13 protein-coding genes and 1 pseudogene are annotated in these 16,007 nt (G+C 73.2%); 8 read left to right on the forward strand and 6 right to left on the reverse strand.

The window, feature by feature from the left end; genetic code table 11:
* Positions 1–182 precede the first annotated feature (182 nt).
* The gene (locus K7C20_RS11110; protein ID WP_030088710.1) at positions 183–1,193 is read left to right on the forward strand and encodes an LLM class F420-dependent oxidoreductase; all 1,011 of its coding nucleotides are present in this window, start codon (positions 183–185) and stop codon (positions 1,191–1,193) included.
* A gap of 15 nt (positions 1,194–1,208) precedes the next feature.
* Here the strand turns inward: K7C20_RS11110 and K7C20_RS11115 are convergent, their stop codons facing one another.
* The 4 genes and pseudogenes from K7C20_RS11115 to K7C20_RS11130 form a co-directional block, all read right to left on the reverse strand.
* A complete protein-coding gene (locus tag K7C20_RS11115) occupies positions 1,209–2,012 on the reverse strand; it encodes a maleylpyruvate isomerase family mycothiol-dependent enzyme (RefSeq protein ID WP_030088711.1) in 804 nt (267 codons plus the stop codon).
* Between the two features lie 77 nt (positions 2,013–2,089).
* Positions 2,090–3,160, reverse strand: coding sequence for a prenyltransferase/squalene oxidase repeat-containing protein (locus K7C20_RS11120; RefSeq protein WP_053208685.1), 1,071 nt, complete (start codon positions 3,158–3,160; stop codon positions 2,090–2,092).
* 275 nt (positions 3,161–3,435) lie between these two features.
* Positions 3,436–4,164: pseudogene (locus tag K7C20_RS11125) on the reverse strand (methyltransferase domain-containing protein); the annotation flags it as partial.
* Positions 4,165–4,233: 69 nt separating this feature from the next.
* Positions 4,234–5,646 (reverse strand): glycosyltransferase family 4 protein, encoded by a 1,413-nt coding sequence (locus K7C20_RS11130; protein WP_053208683.1) that lies wholly within the window; start codon positions 5,644–5,646, stop codon positions 4,234–4,236.
* A 239-nt stretch (positions 5,647–5,885) separates the two neighbouring features.
* On the opposite strand from K7C20_RS11130, the gene K7C20_RS11135 reads away from it, so the two are divergent.
* A complete protein-coding gene (locus K7C20_RS11135; RefSeq protein WP_030088721.1) occupies positions 5,886–6,518 on the forward strand; it encodes a TetR family transcriptional regulator in 633 nt (210 codons plus the stop codon).
* Between the two features lie 187 nt (positions 6,519–6,705).
* On the opposite strand, the gene K7C20_RS11140 is transcribed toward K7C20_RS11135, so the two are convergent.
* Together K7C20_RS11140 and K7C20_RS11145 are read right to left on the reverse strand one after the other, a co-directional pair.
* On the reverse strand, positions 6,706–6,939 hold the full coding sequence (locus tag K7C20_RS11140) for a ferredoxin (protein ID WP_030088723.1): 234 nt from the start codon (positions 6,937–6,939) through the stop codon (positions 6,706–6,708).
* Positions 6,939–8,390, reverse strand: coding sequence for an aldehyde dehydrogenase (locus K7C20_RS11145; RefSeq protein ID WP_030088724.1), 1,452 nt, complete (start codon positions 8,388–8,390; stop codon positions 6,939–6,941). The genes K7C20_RS11140 and K7C20_RS11145 overlap by 1 nt, the downstream gene beginning before the upstream one ends.
* A 270-nt stretch (positions 8,391–8,660) precedes the next feature.
* Here K7C20_RS11145 and K7C20_RS11150 point away from each other — a divergent pair, with 270 nt between their 5' ends.
* The 6 genes from K7C20_RS11150 to K7C20_RS11175 all read left to right on the forward strand — a co-directional run bounded on the left by K7C20_RS11150 (position 8,661) and on the right by K7C20_RS11175 (position 15,981).
* Positions 8,661–9,755: an MBL fold metallo-hydrolase gene (locus tag K7C20_RS11150; RefSeq protein ID WP_053208658.1), complete on the forward strand. Its 1,095-nt coding sequence runs from the start codon at positions 8,661–8,663 to the stop codon at positions 9,753–9,755.
* 458 nt (positions 9,756–10,213) lie between these two features.
* Positions 10,214–11,545 (forward strand): prenyltransferase/squalene oxidase repeat-containing protein, encoded by a 1,332-nt coding sequence (locus K7C20_RS11155; protein ID WP_053208659.1) that lies wholly within the window; start codon positions 10,214–10,216, stop codon positions 11,543–11,545.
* On the forward strand, positions 11,545–12,237 hold the full coding sequence (locus K7C20_RS11160) for an SCO2322 family protein (RefSeq protein WP_053208660.1): 693 nt from the start codon (positions 11,545–11,547) through the stop codon (positions 12,235–12,237). Before K7C20_RS11155 ends, K7C20_RS11160 begins: the two co-directional genes overlap by 1 nt.
* A complete protein-coding gene (locus K7C20_RS11165; RefSeq protein WP_053208664.1) occupies positions 12,234–13,427 on the forward strand; it encodes a CbiQ family ECF transporter T component in 1,194 nt (397 codons plus the stop codon). The genes K7C20_RS11160 and K7C20_RS11165 overlap by 4 nt, the downstream gene beginning before the upstream one ends.
* Positions 13,424–15,091, forward strand: a complete 1,668-nt coding sequence (locus K7C20_RS11170; protein ID WP_030088735.1) for an ABC transporter ATP-binding protein — start codon at positions 13,424–13,426, stop codon at positions 15,089–15,091. Before K7C20_RS11165 ends, K7C20_RS11170 begins: the two co-directional genes overlap by 4 nt.
* On the forward strand, positions 15,088–15,981 hold the full coding sequence (locus tag K7C20_RS11175) for an ECF transporter S component (RefSeq protein ID WP_053208661.1): 894 nt from the start codon (positions 15,088–15,090) through the stop codon (positions 15,979–15,981). The genes K7C20_RS11170 and K7C20_RS11175 overlap by 4 nt, the downstream gene beginning before the upstream one ends.
* Positions 15,982–16,007 lie beyond the last annotated feature (26 nt).

The raw sequence follows: 16,007 nt of genomic DNA on the forward strand, positions 1-16,007 counted from the left end.
CGCACAACGGTCCTTTTCGCGGCCCCTCGCCCTCACGGGCGGGGGGCCGTTGCGCTGCCCGCGGCCGGGCCGTACAGTGCGCGGGCACCAGCAATCCTGACGCGCCGTCAGGATCAACTCCGGCGGTGACGCCGGCGTTGCGGCACCACCCGGCCACCGCCCGTCGAAGAGAGGCGATCGGTATGCGACTCGGTCTGGCACTGGGCTACTGGGGCCGCGGCCCGGACCCCCGGCACCTCGAACTCGCCCGCGAGGCCGAGCGGCTGGGCTACGACTCGGTGTGGACCGCGGAGGCCTGGGGCTCGGACGCCTTCACCGCACTCACCTGGATCGCCGCCCACACCTCCCGCATCAAACTGGGCACCGGCATCGCGCAGATGGCGGCCCGCACCCCCACCGCCACCGCGATGCACGCCCTCACCCTCGACCATCTCTCCGGCGGCCGGCTGCTGCTGGGGCTGGGGCTGTCCGGACCGCAGGTCGTCGAGGGGTGGTACGGGCGGCCGTTCCCCAAGAGCCCGCTGACCGCCACCCGCGAATACGTGGACGTGATCCGCCAAGTCCTGCGCCGGGAGGGGCCGGTGGCCTCGGACGGGCTCTTCCATCCGCACCCCTACCGCGGCCCGGACGGCACCGGCCTCGGCAAACCCCTCAAGCCCATCACCCACCCGCTGCGCGCGGACATCCCGCTCCTCCTGGGCGCCGAGGGCCCCAAGAACATCGCCCAGACCACCCGGATCGCGGACGGCTGGCTGCCGCTGTACTGGTCACCGCAGCGCACCGACGTCTACCGGGCCTCGCTGGCGGATGCCCCGGACGGCTTCCTCATCGCCCCCATGGCACGCGCCCTGGTCTGCGACGACGTCGCCGAGGGGCTGCTGCCGGTCAAGGCGATGCTCGGCTTCTACATCGGCGGGATGGGGCACGCCGCCAGGAACTTCCACGCCGATCTGATGGCACGGATGGGCTTCGAGGAGGAGGCCCGGCGGGTACAGCAGCTCTTCCTCGAAGGCCGCAAGGAAGAGGCCGTACTCGCCGTACCGGACGCCTTCGCCGACGAGATCTCCCTGGTCGGCCCGCGCCAACGGATCGCCGAACGCCTGGAGTTGTGGCGCACCGGACCGGTCACCGATCTGCTGATCACCGCCCCGGACCCGCACACGCTACGGGTATTGGCCGAGCTCAACTCCTGACCGCGGCCGTGCCGCTCACCCGAAGGACGCGTACGTCAGCCACTGGTCGAGCAGGGCGCGCTCGCCCAGCACCTCGACCCGGTCGCTGTCGGCGGGCAACCGGCGGTAGAGGACCTGGAGCACATCGGCGAGGGGGCCGCGCAGCGCGGCCGCCGCCTTCTCATGGGTGCGGCGGTGGGTGGGCGCCTCCCCCGTGAGGTCGAGCAGCCACTCGGCATCCACGCCGGGCGGGGCGTCGGTGGCGTGGACGTGAATCGTCCGGCCGGGGCCGAGCAGTCCGGCCCCGCGCTCGGCGAAGCGGGCCGCCACCATCGGCAGTTCACCGATCTGAAGCCACTCTTCCAGGCAGTCCGCTGCGACCGGGGCGGGGACGTCGAAGGGGACACGGGCGGTGAGCGCCGCATCCGCCCGGTGGACGACCGTCTCATGGGTCATCCGGCGGGCCCAGAACCCCGTGTTCTGCTCCGACGTCCAGCTCCAGACCTCCGTATCGGGGCCGGCCTCCCGCAGCGCGGCCACGGTCTGCTCGACGCCCGCCGCCAGCCAGGCGTCCAGCGCCGCCGCGTCCTCGCCCTCGGGCCCGGCGCCCTCGGGGACGTCCGCGGGGTCGACGCTCTTCGCAGCGCGGGTGGCGACGATCGCGCCGACCCAGCGGTGCGCACCCCCGACATGCCGGGCGAGATCGGCCAGCGTCCAGTCGGGGCAGGTCGGCACGGTCGCCGAGAGGTCGGCTGTCCGCACGATCTCCCGGAGCCTGCCGGTCTCGGCGAGGAGCTGAGCGCAGTATTCCTCGTGGGTGAGGGAGCCTTGGAGAGTCATGCGTCGCACAGTAGTGCGCCCCTCCTCGGCCCGTCCTCCCCTTTTGGCGCGCCCCCGCCGGCCTCCCGCCGGTCCTCCTACCGGCAGCAGTCCGGAGCGAGTCCCTCCGGCAGCCGCTCGCCTCCGAAGACCGAGGTGGTGGCCTCGTCGCCGCCCAGGGCGGCCACCGCGAGCAGAAGCGAACCGGCTGTCCAGGAGGTGAGTTCGCGGGGCCAGATCGCGTCGTCGTCGAAGACGTAGCCGGTCCAGTACATGCCGTCCTCGGCGCGGAGGTGCTGCATCCACTTGAGGATCTGCACGGCCCGTTCGGACTCCCCCATCGCCCACAGCGCGAGCGCCAGTTCCGCGCTCTCGCCGCCGGTGACCCAGGGGTTCGGCAGCACACAGCGCACGCCCAGGCCGGGCACGACGAAATGCTCCCACTCCGCGTCGATACGTGCCCTGGCCTCGGCGCCGCGGACCGCGCCGCCCAGGATCGGGTAGTACCAGTCCATGGAGTAGCGGGCCTTGTCGAGGAACCGCTCGGGGTGGCTGCGTATCGCATGGCCGAGGCTGCCGACCGCCAGCTCCCAGTCGGGCTGCGGCTCCTCGCGCTGTTCGGCGAGGGCGAGCGCACAGCGCAGCGCCTGGTAGATGGACGACGAGCCGGTCAGCAGCGCCTCGTTGACGGGCGTGCCGTCGTCCTCACGCTTCCAGCCGATCTCGCCGCCGGGCTGCTGGAGCTCCAGGACGTATTCGACCGCCGAGTGGACCGCGGGCCACATGCGGTCGAGGAAGGTCTCGTCGCCGGTGGACAGGTAGTGGTGCCAGACGCCGACCGCGATGTAGGCACAGAAGTTGGTCTCCCGGCCGCGGTCGGTGGGCGCCGTGGCGTCACCGTCGGCGTAGGCCGCGTACCAGGACCCGTCCGGGTTCTGATGCCGTACCAGCCAGTCGTACGCGGCCTCGGCACGCTCGTGTTCGCCGGCCGCGTCCAGGGCCATGGCGGCCTCGGTGTGGTCCCACGGGTCGAGGTGGTGGCCGCGGAACCAGGGGATCGCGCCGTCCGACCGCTGGGTCGCGAGGATGCCGGCCACCGTGCGGGCCGCCTGTTCGGCGGTGAGCACCCCCGGCAGGACGAGCCGTTCGGTACGCCCGGGACTTGTCACTTGGCGGCCCCGGCGGAGGTCTTGGCGGAAGACTTGGCGGACGACTTGGAGGCGGGCTCGGCCGGAGCCTTGGTGCCCGATGCGGTTCCCGACGTGGGGCCGGACTTGGCGCCGGACGTGGCGCCGGACGTGGCGCCCTGCGCGGACTTCCGGCGCGGCGCGGAGGACTTGGCCGCCGGCTTCGTGGCCTTCGTGGCCTTCGTGGCGGGAGCGGCGGCGGTCTCGTCGGCGGGACCGGCGGTGGCCTCGCCGGCCGACTCGTCCGCACCGGTGGCGGCCGCCGTCTCGGGCAGATGCGGCTTGGTGGCGTAGACGACGAAGCTCTTGCCGATGACGGGGTTGAGCGCCCGCTCGGCGAGCCGGGTGGCCAGCGGCTTCTTCATGATGTCCCAGACCAGCAGCTTGTGGTACGCCTGCACCGGCAGCGCCTTGTCGTTGTCCACCCCGAAGGCGCACTTGAGCCACCAGTAGGGGCTGTGCAGCCCGTGCGCATGGTGGGTGCCGTACGGCTCCAGGCCGGCCTCCCGCATCTTGCCGAGCAGCTCGTCACCGCGGTAGATGCGGATGTGGCCGCCCTCGACCTCGTGGTAGGCGTCGCTGAGCGTCCAGCAGACCTTCTCGGGGCCGTAGCGCGGGACGGTGACGGCGATCCGGCCGCCGGGGCGCAGCACCCGGACCATCTCGGCCAGCACCCCCTTGTCGTCGGGGATGTGCTCCATGACCTCGGAGATGATCACGACGTCGAAGCTGTCGTCGGGGAACGGCAGGTTCAGCGCGTCGCCCTCCATGGCGGTGGCGGAGGCGCCCGCCGGGGCCTCGCCCGCCTCCTCCATCGCGGCGAACCACTTGGCGACCTCGCGGATCTCCTCGCCGTTCTGGTCGAGGGCGACGACCTGCGCGCCGCGCCGGTAGCACTCGAAGGCATGCCGGCCGGCGCCGCACCCCAGATCGAGTACACGATCGCCCGGAGCGAGCGGGAAACGGGAAAAGTCGACGGTCAGCACGGCGTTCTGCTTTCGTCCGGCGGTTGGTGGCGGTGGTGGCTGCAAGAAGGAGGAGGGCCGGGCGGGCCGCTAGACGTGTCCGGCGGGGCTCGGGGCGGGCGCGGCGCCGGCGGCCCCTGCGGACGCGGCCCGCAGGGAGGTTCTGGTGGCGGCCCGGCCGCCCTGGAGGGCGATGGCCTCGCGGTAGCGCTCGGCGGTGCCGAGGGCGGCCTGGCGCCACGTGAAGCGGGACAGCACCCGTTCCCGGCCGGCCGCGCCGAGCCGGCGGCGCAGCGTCTCGTCGCCCAGGAGGCGGAGCAGCCCGCCCGCCAGTGCGTCGGCATCACCCGGCGGCACCGCGAGACAGGTCTCGCCGTCCGGCCCGGCGACCTCGGGGATGGCGCCGCCGGTGGTCGCCAGCAACGGGGTGCCGGTGGCCATCGCTTCGGCCGCGGGCAGCGAGAAGCCCTCGTAGAGGGAGGGGACACAGGCGATCTGGGCACTGCGGACCAGATCGACGAGTTCGCCGTCGGTGATGCCCTTGACGAATTCGATCGCGCCGGACAGCCCGAGCCGCTCGATGGCGGCGGCGACCGGCCCGTCGTCGGCGCGCTTGCCGACGACCACCAGATGCGCGTCGGGGTTCTCGGTGCGCACCTTGGCGAGCGCCTCGACCAGGTGGATCAGGCCCTTGAGCGGCACGTCCGCGCTGGAGGTGGTGACGATCCGCCCCGGCACCTCGGGCACCGACGCATCTGGCGCGAACAGGTCGGTGTCGGCGCCGATATGCACCACATGGATCCGGCCGGCGGACACCCCGAGGTCGTCGACGATCTCCTGGCGGGAGGAGCCGGAGACGGTCAGCACGGACGGCAGCCGCCGGGCGACGCGCTTTTGCATACGCGTGAAGCCGTACCAGCGGCGGACGGAGGCGCGGCGCCTCCAGCCGTCGGCGGCTTCCAGGTCGAGCCGGCGGTCGACGGTGATGGGGTGGTGGACGGTGGTGACCAGCGGGGCGCCGAGCGCGCCGGGGCCGCCGAGCAGGCCGTAGCCGAGGGTCTGGTTGTCGTGGACGACATCGAACTGGCCACGGCGGGCGGCGAGATGGCGCCGGGCCCGCAGGGAGAAGGTGAGCGGCTCGGGGAAGCCGCCGGTCCACATCGTGCCGACCTCGAGGGCGTCGATCCAGTCGCGGTACTCGCCGCGCTTCGGCGTACGGAACGGGTCCGGCTGCCGGTAGAGGTCCAGACTGGGCAGCTCGGTCAGGGTCACCCCGTCGTCGAGGACGGGGTAGGGCTGGGCGCCGATGACCTCGACGGTGTGGCCGAGACGGGCCAGTTCGCGCGAGAGGTGGCGTACATAGACGCCCTGACCGCCGCAGAACGGGTTCCCCTTATACGTGAGCATCGCGATGCGCAGGGGACGCTCGCCGTTCGACGGGGCGGAGGCCGAGGGGGCCTCTGCGGGGCGAGGCGCGGCTGCCTGGACGGCCTCTGCGGTCACGCTCGGCCCCCTTCTCACTGGACTTTCGCCGGAGCGTAACCGCTGGCGGTAATCTAGAACAAGTTTCAGAACTGATTGGCTACTCATCAGTTCACCGAGCTTCGAATCTACCGGCCGAGAACGATGCGAAAAGAGCCGCACCAGGTGATTCGCGCCACCACCCGCCCCCCTGCCATGCTGTGCCGATCACACCACCGGCACTCGCCGCATCGCGGACGGAATGCCACGGAATGGGAAATATGACTACGGAATCCAAGGCGGCCAGGCCGACGCTTCCCGCGAGTCCTCCCCTGACCGAGCGTCAGGAGGCCCGGCGCCGCCGTATCCTGCACACCAGCGCCAAGCTGGCGTCCCGCGGTGGCTTCGACGCCGTGCAGATGCGCGAGGTCGCCGAGTCCTCGGGCGTCGCACTGGGCACCCTCTACCGCTACTTCCCCTCCAAGGTGCATCTGCTGGTCGCCACCATGCAGGACCAGCTCCAGCACATGCACGAGACGCTGCGCAAGCGTCCGCCGTCGGAGCAGGACCCGGGCGCACGGGTCGCCCAGACCCTGATGCGGGCGTTCCGCGCACTCCAGCGCGAGCCGCATCTCGCGGACGCGATGGTGCGCGCACTGACCTTCGCCGACCGCTCCGTCAGCCCCGAGGTCGACACCGTCTCCCGGCTGACCACCGCGATCATCCTCGACGCGATGGGACTGGACGGCCCCGCCACCCCCGAACAGCTCTCCGCGGTCCGGGTCATCGAGCACACCTGGCACTCGGCACTGATCACCTGGCTGTCGGGGCGCGCCTCGATCGCCCAGGTGAAGATAGACATCGAGACGGTCTGCCGGCTGATCGACCTCACCTCACCGGACCGCGAGCGTTAACCCCGCCCCCGCCGGACCGCGAACGTGACCCCGCCCCCGCCGGACCGAGAGTTAACCCCGACCTCACCGGACCGCCAACGTTAACCCCGCCCCCGCCAGGGGTAGTTGGCCCGCAAGGGGTCCGCCGACCCCCTACGGGACCACCCCCCACACCCCCTACGGGCCTCCCCGCCCCGCCCCCGGCCGCTCACTCCTCCGGCGGGAAGACCGCCTCGCCGCTGCCGGCCACGGTGAGGGTGATCGCCTCGACGGGGCACCCCTCGGCCGCGGCCAGCACGCTCTCGTCGGCGTCCGTCTCCGGCGCCGCCGGGTGCGACTGCCGGGCCGTGTCCAGCCGGAAGCCGTCCGGCGCCGCCGCGACGCACATCCCCGAGCCGATGCAGACGCCCCGGTCCACCTCCACCTGCCAGCGGTCCCCCATCAGGCACCCGCCGGCAGATGGATCATCTTGTGCTCCAGGTATTCGCCGAAGCCCTCGGGCCCGAACTCCCGCCCGATGCCGGAGTTCTTGTAGCCGCCGAACGGGCCGAGCATGTCGAGGCTGAAGGTGTTCACCGAGTACGTACCGGTGCGCACCTGCCGTGCGAGGGCGATGCCGTGGTCGACATCGGCGGTCCACACCGACCCGGAGAGCCCGTAGTCGGAGTCGTTGGCGATCCGTACCGCCTCCGCCTCGTCGTCGTACGGCAGCAGGCAGATGACCGGGCCGAAGATCTCCTCGCGGGCGATCCGCATGGAGTTGGCGACCTCGCCGAAGAGGGTCGGCTCCACGTACCAGCCCGTCGGCTGCCCCGGGGGCCGGCCGCCGCCGGTGAGGAGCTTGGCGCCTTCCTTGCGGCCGAGTTCGATGTAGTCCAGTGAGCGCTGCTGCTGGCGGCGGGCGACCAGCGGGCCGAGTTCGGTGGCCGGATCCAGCGGGTCGCCGACGGTGAGCGCGGACGCCGCCGCGGTGAACCGTTCGGCGATCTCGTCGTAGTGGCTGCGCGGGGCGAGGATCCGCGTCTGGGCCACACAGGCCTGACCGTTGATCATCCAGGCGAACGGCACGATGCCGGCCACCGCCGCGTCCAGATCCGCGTCCGGCAGGATCACCGCCGCGGACTTCCCGCCCAGCTCCAGCGTGACCCGGCTGAGATTGCGGGCCGCGACCTCCATGACCCGCTTGCCCGCCGCCACGGAGCCGGTGAACGACACCTTGTCCACGCCGGGGTGCCCGACCAGGTACTCGCTCACCTCACGGTCCGCGGGCAGGATCGACAGCACGCCCTCCGGCAGCCCGGCCTCCGTCGCGATCTCCGCGAGGAGGTACGCGTCCAACGGGGTCTCCGGGGACACCTTCAGCACCACCGAGCAGCCGGCCAGCAGCGCCGGTGCGAGCTTGGCGGCGGCGGTGAACTGCGGGACGTTCCACGGCACCACGGCCGCGACCACCCCGGCCGGCTCCCGCCGCACCAGCAGCGGACCCAGCACCCCGTTCCGCCGCTCCTCGAAGGGGAAGTCACGGGCCACCGTCAGCGCCGCGTCCCACACCAGCATCGCGGCCAGCGACTGCACCATGAGGCCCGAGGTGAAGGGCGTGCCGTTCTCGGAGCTGATGACCTTGGCGATCTCCTCGCTGCGGGCGGCGAAGGCGTCCTTGATACGGGTCACCACCGCGATCCGGTCCGCCAACGGGGCGTTCGCCCACACCCCGGAGTCGAAGGACGTACGGGCCGCGGCCACCGCGCGGTCGACATCGGCGCGCGAGGCGTGCGGCACCCGGCCGATGACCTGCTCGGTGTGGGGCGAGACGACCTCGATCGTGTCCCGGCCGGCCGGATCGACCCACCCACCGCCTATGTAGAGCTTTCCGTGCTCGACGAGGTCGCTCATCGCTGCCGCCTCCTGCGGGTTGGCCGCCTGTTCGGCGATCCCTGACGGTTCCTGGGGCTCCCCGACGAGTCGGCCCCGGGACGGTTCCTGACGTGGCATCAGGATCACGCACTCAGCAGAACTGATACCAGTTCCAGTTGGAGGAGTCCACGACGCAGGCCGAATCCCAACTCCCCAGAGGCGAAGGGGTACTTCGAGCCGCAATGAAACCAGTTCTAGTTATAGTGAGGGCCGGGTACCAGGTGTATGCCACACCGAGAGGGGACCGGGATGACGACGCAGGTGACCGACCACAAGGGCGGGGTGTGGAGCATCGCCGTCCCCATCCCGGACAACCCGCTCGGCCACACCCTCGTCCACCTCCTGGAGACCGACCGCGGGCCGGTGCTCATCGACACCGGCTGGGACGACCCGGACTCCTGGGACACCCTCGTCGCCGGCATCGGCGCCTGCGGCTTCGCCCTCGCCGATCTCCACGGCGTCCTGATCACGCACCATCACCCCGACCACCACGGACTCTCGGCCAAGGTGCGGGAGGCCTCCGGCGCCTGGATCGCGATGCACGCCGCGGACACCGCCGTGGTCCGCCGCACCCGCGAAGCCGATCCCGGCCGGTGGCTCGACCGTCTGACCGCCCGGCTCGCGGCGGCGGGCGCACCGGACGGACATCTGGCACCACTGCGGAAGGCGCGCGCCGAGGGGCGCGGCCGGAAGCTGCCCGGACAGGGGGCCGCACTGCCGGACCGCGACATCGGCCCCGGCGAGCTGCTCGGTCTGCCGGGGCGCCGGGTGCGCGCCCTCTGGACACCCGGGCACACCCCGGGGCATGTGTGCCTCCATCTGGAGGAGGAGCACCCCTTGGGCGGGCCCCGCGGATTCGGCCGGCTCTTCTCCGGCGACCATCTCCTCCCCGGCATCACCCCGCACATCGGCCTGTACGAGGACCCGGAGGGCGACGGGGGTTCCCCCTACGGCGCCGAGAGCGGGCGAGAAGGTGCAAGCCCGGGGAGTGCCACCGACCCCCTGGGCGACTACCTCGACTCCCTCGCGCGCGTCGGCCGGCTCGCCCCCGCCGAGGTGCTGCCCGCCCACCAGCACGCCTTCACCGACGCCGGCGGACGTGTCCGCGAGCTCCTCGCCCACCACGAAGCACGGCTCTCCCAGCTGCGGGCGCTGCTCCGCGAGCCCCGCACTCCCTGGCAGCTCGCCATGGCCATGGAGTGGAACCGCCCCTGGGACCAGATCCCCTACGCCTCCCGCACTATCGCCGTCTCGGAGGCGGAGGCCCATCTGCGCCGTCTGGTGAAGCAGGGGCAGGCGGAGCGGGTGCCCGGGTCGGATCCGGTGCGGTACCAGGCGGTGTGAGGGCGGGGGTGCGGGGTTCGGTCATGCCCTGGGGGCGGGGCAGCGCTGGTTCGTTCCCGTGCGCGGCTGGTTTCCGAACCGGCGCGGTGCCGGCTCGTACGTGCGAGCGAGTGCCCTGCCGGGCGCCGGTTAAGGTGTGCGGGACAACTTCATCCGTACCCGATCGGGGGAAGCCGGTGGAAATCCGGCGCTGACCCGCAACCGTGAGGACGGCCCCTGCGCACCGCGCCCCTGGCCCGGCGTGGACGGCCGTACGAGCCGGAGCACCCGACCGGGCACGACCAAGGCTCCCGCCACCGAAGCCGCCGCCCGTGCGGACGGCCGGTGCGCGGCACCGTCGAGGTATACGGAGCTGAGCCCGGTGCCACCGTGCCCGATCCATGGATCGGCGCGCGGGTGGCCGGCCGAGCGCGGCTGCGTAGCATCCGCCGCGACCCGACCCGAGAGGCACCGACCCGATGGCCCCCATGGCTTCCATGGCTCACCAGGCCCCTTTGACGCCTTCCGTCGCCTTCCTGGCGCGCCGCGCCGCCACGGCGCTGGCGGCCGTGCTGGTGCTGGGCGCGGCCGCTGCCCCCGTCGCATACGCCGACTCCGCCGACTCCCCGTCCATGTCGCCCAAGAAGCTGCCCGAGGGGCTGTACGGCTCCAAGGACCCGCAGTACGACGGGGTCTGGCGGCAGTCGCTCGCGCTGCTGGCCCAGGACACCGTGGGCGTGCGCCCCGCGGCGTCCGCCGTGAAGTGGCTGGCCGGTCAGCAGTGCGCCGACGGCTCGTTCACCGCCTTCCGCGCCGAACCGGGCAAGCCCTGCGACGCCAAGACCCTGCGGGACACCAACCCGACGGCCGCCGCGGTGCAGGCGCTGGCCGCACTGGGCGGGCACGGCGACGCCGTGAAGAAGGCCGTGAGCTGGCTGAAGTCGGTGCAGAACGACGACGGCGGCTGGAGCTCGACGGCCGGCTCGGCCAGCGATGCCAACTCCACCTCCGTGGTCATCGGCGCGCTCGCGGCGGCGGGCGAGAAGCCGCAGTCCGTGACGTCGAAGAAGGGCGGCAAGACCCCCTACGACGGGCTGCTCACCTTCCAGCTCGGCTGTGCGGCGAAGGGGGACGGGCGCGGCGCGTTCGCCTTCCAGCTCAAGGGAGCGGCCCCGAACGCCGACGCCACCGCGGCCGCGGCGACCGGAGCGCGCGGCAAAGGCTTCGTCGTCGAGCCGGCCGGCAAGGGCGCGGACACCCCGGTCAAGCCGCTGAACTGCAAGGACGGGGACAAGGAAGGCAAGGGGGACAAGAAGGCGGGCGCCGACGACCCGGCACAGGCTGCCGAGGCCGGCGACGGCTACCTCGTCGCACAGCTCGACAAGAACGGACAGCAGCTGCTCTCCGCGATGCCGGGCGCGAAGGAGCAGCCCGACGTCGGCAACACCGCCGACGCCGTGGTGGCGCTGGCGGCCGGCGCACACGGCGCCGCGGCCGCGAAGCCGCTGAAGTGGCTGGAGAAGAACTCGGCGGACTGGGCGAAGCAGAGCGGCCCCGCCGCGTACGCCCAGCTGGTGCTGGTCGCGCACGCCACCGGCACCGACCCGCGTTCCTTCGGCGGCACCGACCTGGTGGCCGCGCTCAACGCCACCGGCCCCGAGCCGGCCGCCGCGGCGAAGCAGGACACCAAGGACGCCGACGGCTCCAAGGACGGCGGCGGCCTGGGCGTGGTGTGGGTCATCGGCATCGGCCTCGCCATCGGCGCCGGCATCGGCTTCCTGCTCAGCAGCCGTAAGAAGAGCCGGCTCTGATGCGGCGTACCCAGATCGCCGGAGCCGTGCTGCTGGCCGGTGCGGTCACCGGTCTGGCCGCCGGGCCCGCCCAGGCGCAGGAGTACCGCTACTGGTCCTTCTGGGACGGGAAGGGCAGCTCCTGGGCGTACGCCACCGAGGGGCCCGCCACCGTGCGGCCGGCCGACGGCGCGGTGGAGGGCTTCCGCTTCGCCGTCAGCGCCGACTCCGCCGCGGCCGGCAAGCCCCGCGCGGCCGCCGGTTTCGACGCGATCTGCCACGACACGCCCGCCAAGGACGGCCGCAAGCGGATCGGCATCGCCATCGACTTCGGCACGGCGGCGGACGCGCCCGGCGGCGAGCAGCCGCCGAAGGCCAGGACGGCGTGCGCCCAGGTGGCCGAGGACGCCTCGGCGGGGGAGGCGCTGGCGGCGGTCGCCCGGCCGCTGCGCTATGACTCCAACGCCTTGCTGTGCGCCATCGCCGGCTATCCGAAGTCGGGGTGCGCGGACCAGGTGAAGGGCGCGAAGGAGCCCGCGTCCTCCGCTTCGCCGTCTCCGGGCGCGGCGGCGGACGAGGGCGACGCGACCGGCGGGGGTGACGCGACCGGCGGGGGTGACGGCGGCCCGTCCGCCGGGCTGGTCGGCGGTGTCGCGGCCGTCGTCGTACTGGGCGCAGCGGCCGTGTGGCAGGCGCGCCGCCGACGCGGATGAGCGCCCCGCAGGCGACCCGTACCACCGCGCTGCACGCCGGCGCCTGGTGGCTGTGGGCGCTCGGTCTGGCCACCGCGGCCTCCCGCACCACCGATCCGTTGCTGCTGGGGCTGCTGGTGGGTGTGGCCGGAAATGTCGTCGCGGCCCGCCGTACGGAGGCGCCGTGGGCGCGTTCGTACGGCGCGTTCGTCAAGCTCGGCCTGGTCGTGATCGCCATCCGGCTGGCCTTCGCCTTCTTCCTCGGCTCGCCGATTCCCGGTACCCACACCCTTGTCACGCTGCCCGAAGTACCGCTGCCGGACTGGGCGAAGGGCGTCCGGATCGGCGGCCGGGTCACCGCGGAGGGCATGGTCTTCGCGCTGTACGACGGGCTGAAACTGGCCACCCTCCTCATCTGCGTGGGCGCCGCCAACGCGCTCGCCAACCCTGCCCGGCTGCTGAAGTCCCTGCCGGGTGCGCTCTACGAGGCGGGCGTCGCGGTCGTCGTCGCGATGACCTTCGCACCGAACCTGGTCGCCGACGTCCAGCGGCTGCGCGCCGCCCGGCGGCTGCGCGGCCGCCCCGACCGTGGTGTCAAGGCGCTCCTCCAGGTCGGACTGCCCGTGCTGGAGGGCGCGCTGGAGCGCTCGGTGGCGCTGGCAGCGGCCATGGACGCGCGCGGCTACGGCCGTAGCGCCGAGGTACCGCCGGGCGTACGGCACCTCACCTCCGTCCTCACCCTCGGCGGGCTGCTCGGCATCTGCGCGGGTACGTACGGGCTGCTGGGCGACACCGGGGGCGGCTACGGGCTGCCGCTGCTGCTCGCCGGGCTGGCGGCGGCGCTCGCCGGACTGTGGCTCGGCGGCCGCCGGTCGGTGCGCAGCCGCTACCGGCCCGACCGGTGGGGTGTCCGCGCCTGGCTGGTCGCGGGCTCCGGCATCGCCGTCGCCGCCCTGATGATCTGGGCGAACGACTATGCGCCCGCCGCCCTCCACCCGCCCGCCGTCCCGCTCACCGCCCCCGTCCTCCCGCTCTGGCCGGCCGTCTCCGTGCTCGTGGGGCTGCTGCCCGCGTTCGTCGCCCCGCTCCCGCCGGGCGCGGACCGTGCGGACCGTGCGGGCCGAGCCGACCGGGCGGACCGGGCGGACCGGGCCGCGTCCCGTGGCCGTGCCCACGATGTCGATCCGCGCATGAAGGAGCCCACCCAGTGATCCGGTTCGAGCAGGTCTCGGTCACCTACGGCGACGCCGCGGCGCCCGCCGTCCAGGACATCGACCTGACCGTCCCCGAGGGCGAACTGTGCCTCTTGGTCGGCCCCTCCGGCGTCGGCAAGTCCACCGTCCTGAACGCCGTCTGCGGCCTGGTCCCGCACTTCACCGGCGGCACCCTGCACGGCCGGGTCACCGTCGACGGCCGGGACACCCGCACCCACAAGCCGCGCGAACTGGCCGATGTCGTCGGCACCGTGGGCCAGGACCCGCTGGCCCACTTCGTCACCGACACCGTCGAGGACGAACTCGCCTACGGCATGGAGTCGCTGGGCCTGGCCCCCGACGTGATGCGCCGCCGCGTCGAGGAAACCCTGGACCTGCTGGGCCTGGCCGACCTGCGCGGCCGCGCCCTCACCACCCTCTCGGGCGGCCAGCGGCAGCGGGTGGCGATCGGGTCGGTCCTCACCACCCACCCCAAGGTCCTGGTCCTCGACGAGCCGACCTCGGCACTCGACCCCGCCGCCGCCGAAGAGGTCCTCTCCGTACTCCAGCGCCTGGTCCACGACCTCGGCACCACGGTGCTCCTGGCCGAACACCGCCTGGAGCGCGTGGTCCAATACGCCGACCACGTCATCCTGCTCCCCGCTCCCGGCGCGCCCCCCGTCATGGGCACCCCGGCCGACATCATGGCCGTCTCCCCCGTCCACCCCCCGGTGGTGGCCCTCGGCCGCCTCGCCCAGTGGTCCCCCCTCCCCCTCTCCGTACGCGATGCCCGCCGCAAGGCCGCACCCCTGCGCGAACGGCTGACGGGGGTCAGGCCCAAGGCGCCGGGGCTCGGTGGGAGTGGGGGCGGGGGGGACGCTTTGACGGCGCCGGCACCTGCTGTCGCAGGCTCCCCGGCCGAGATGGCCGCGGCCGTCTCCGGGCTCAGTGTCCGCCGCGGGCGGATCGAGGCGCTGCACCAGGTGGATCTCACCGTGCGGCGCGGCGAGACCCTTGCCCTGATGGGGCGTAACGGTGCGGGGAAGTCCACCCTCCTGGCCACCCTCGTCGGCATGCACCCACCGGACTCCGGCACCGTGCGGGTCGGCGCCGCCACACCGCACCGCACCAGCCCCCGCACCCTCCTGCGGCATGTCGGCCTGGTCCCCCAGGAACCTCGTGACCTCCTGTACGCGGACACCGTCGCCGCGGAATGCGCCGCGGCCGACCAGGACGCGGGCGCCGCCGCCGGCAGCTGCCGGGCCCTGGTGACGCAACTGCTGCCGGATGTCCCGGACTCCGTTCATCCCCGCGACCTGTCCGAGGGCCAACGGCTCGCCCTCGCCCTCGCGGTCGTGCTGACCGCCCGTCCTCCGCTGCTTCTCCTCGACGAGCCCACCCGCGGCCTGGACTACGCCGCCAAGGCCCGTCTGATCGAGGTGCTGCGCACACTGGCCGCCGAGGGCCACGCCATCATCCTGGCCACCCATGACGTGGAACTCGCCGCCGAACTGGCCCATCGTGTCGTCATCCTCGCCGACGGCGAGATCGTCGCCGACGGTCCCACCGAGGAGGTCGTGGTGTCCTCCCCCTCCTTCGCCCCGCAGGTCGCCAAGGTCCTGGCGCCGCTGCCCTGGCTGACCGTTCCCCAGGTGGCCGACGCCCTGGAGGCCACCGCATGACCGCGCACCCGCACCGGACGGACGGCGACGGGCCCCGCACCGGCTCCGGTGCCGGCCCCGGCCGCCAGGTCCGTGCCGTACGGCTCGGTCCCCGCTCCGTCGCCGCCCTGGTTGTCATCTCCGCCATCGGTGTGATGGCCTTCGGGTGGCCGTTGCTGGCCGACTCCGCCTCCGGACTCGCCCATTCCAAGGACGCACCCTGGCTGTTCGCCGCGCTGCTGCCGATGCTGCTCGCCGTCGTCGTGGCGACCATCGCCGACACCGGCCTGGACGCCAAGGCCATCGCCATGCTCGGTGTGCTGGCCGCGGCCGGGGCCGCGATGCGCCCGCTGGGCGCGGGGACGGCCGGTATCGAGCCGATGTTCTTCCTGATGGTGTTGTCGGGACGCGTGCTCGGCCCCGGCTTCGGGTTCGTGCTCGGTTCCGTGGCGATGTTCGCGTCCGCGCTGCTGACCGGCGGGGTCGGCCCCTGGATGCCGTTCCAGATGCTGACGATGGGGTGGGTGTCGATGGGCGCCGGCCTGCTGCCGGGGCCCGACCGGCTGCGCGGCCGCGGTGAACTGGCCGTGCTCGCCGCCTATGGAGCCGTCTCCGCCGTCCTCTACGGTCTGATCATGAACCTCCAGGGCTGGCCCTATATCGCCGGCATGGCCTCGGGGGTCTCCTTCGTCCCCGGCGACCCGCTCGACCAGAACCTCGCCCGCTATCTCGCCTACTGCCTCGCCACCTCCCTCGGCTGGGACCTCCCCCGGGCCCTGGTCACCGTGGTCCTCACCTGCACGCTGGGCGGCACCGTCCTCAAGGCCCTGCGCCGCGCCACCCGCCGCGCGGCCTTCGACGCCCCCGTCTCCTTCACTCCCGGTCCGCCCCGAGGGGCCGCCGCCCCGTGACCGGGCCATGATGCCCGTGGCCACGG

It is taken from the genome of Streptomyces decoyicus, from assembly GCF_019880305.1.
Classification (GTDB): domain Bacteria; phylum Actinomycetota; class Actinomycetes; order Streptomycetales; family Streptomycetaceae; genus Streptomyces; species Streptomyces decoyicus.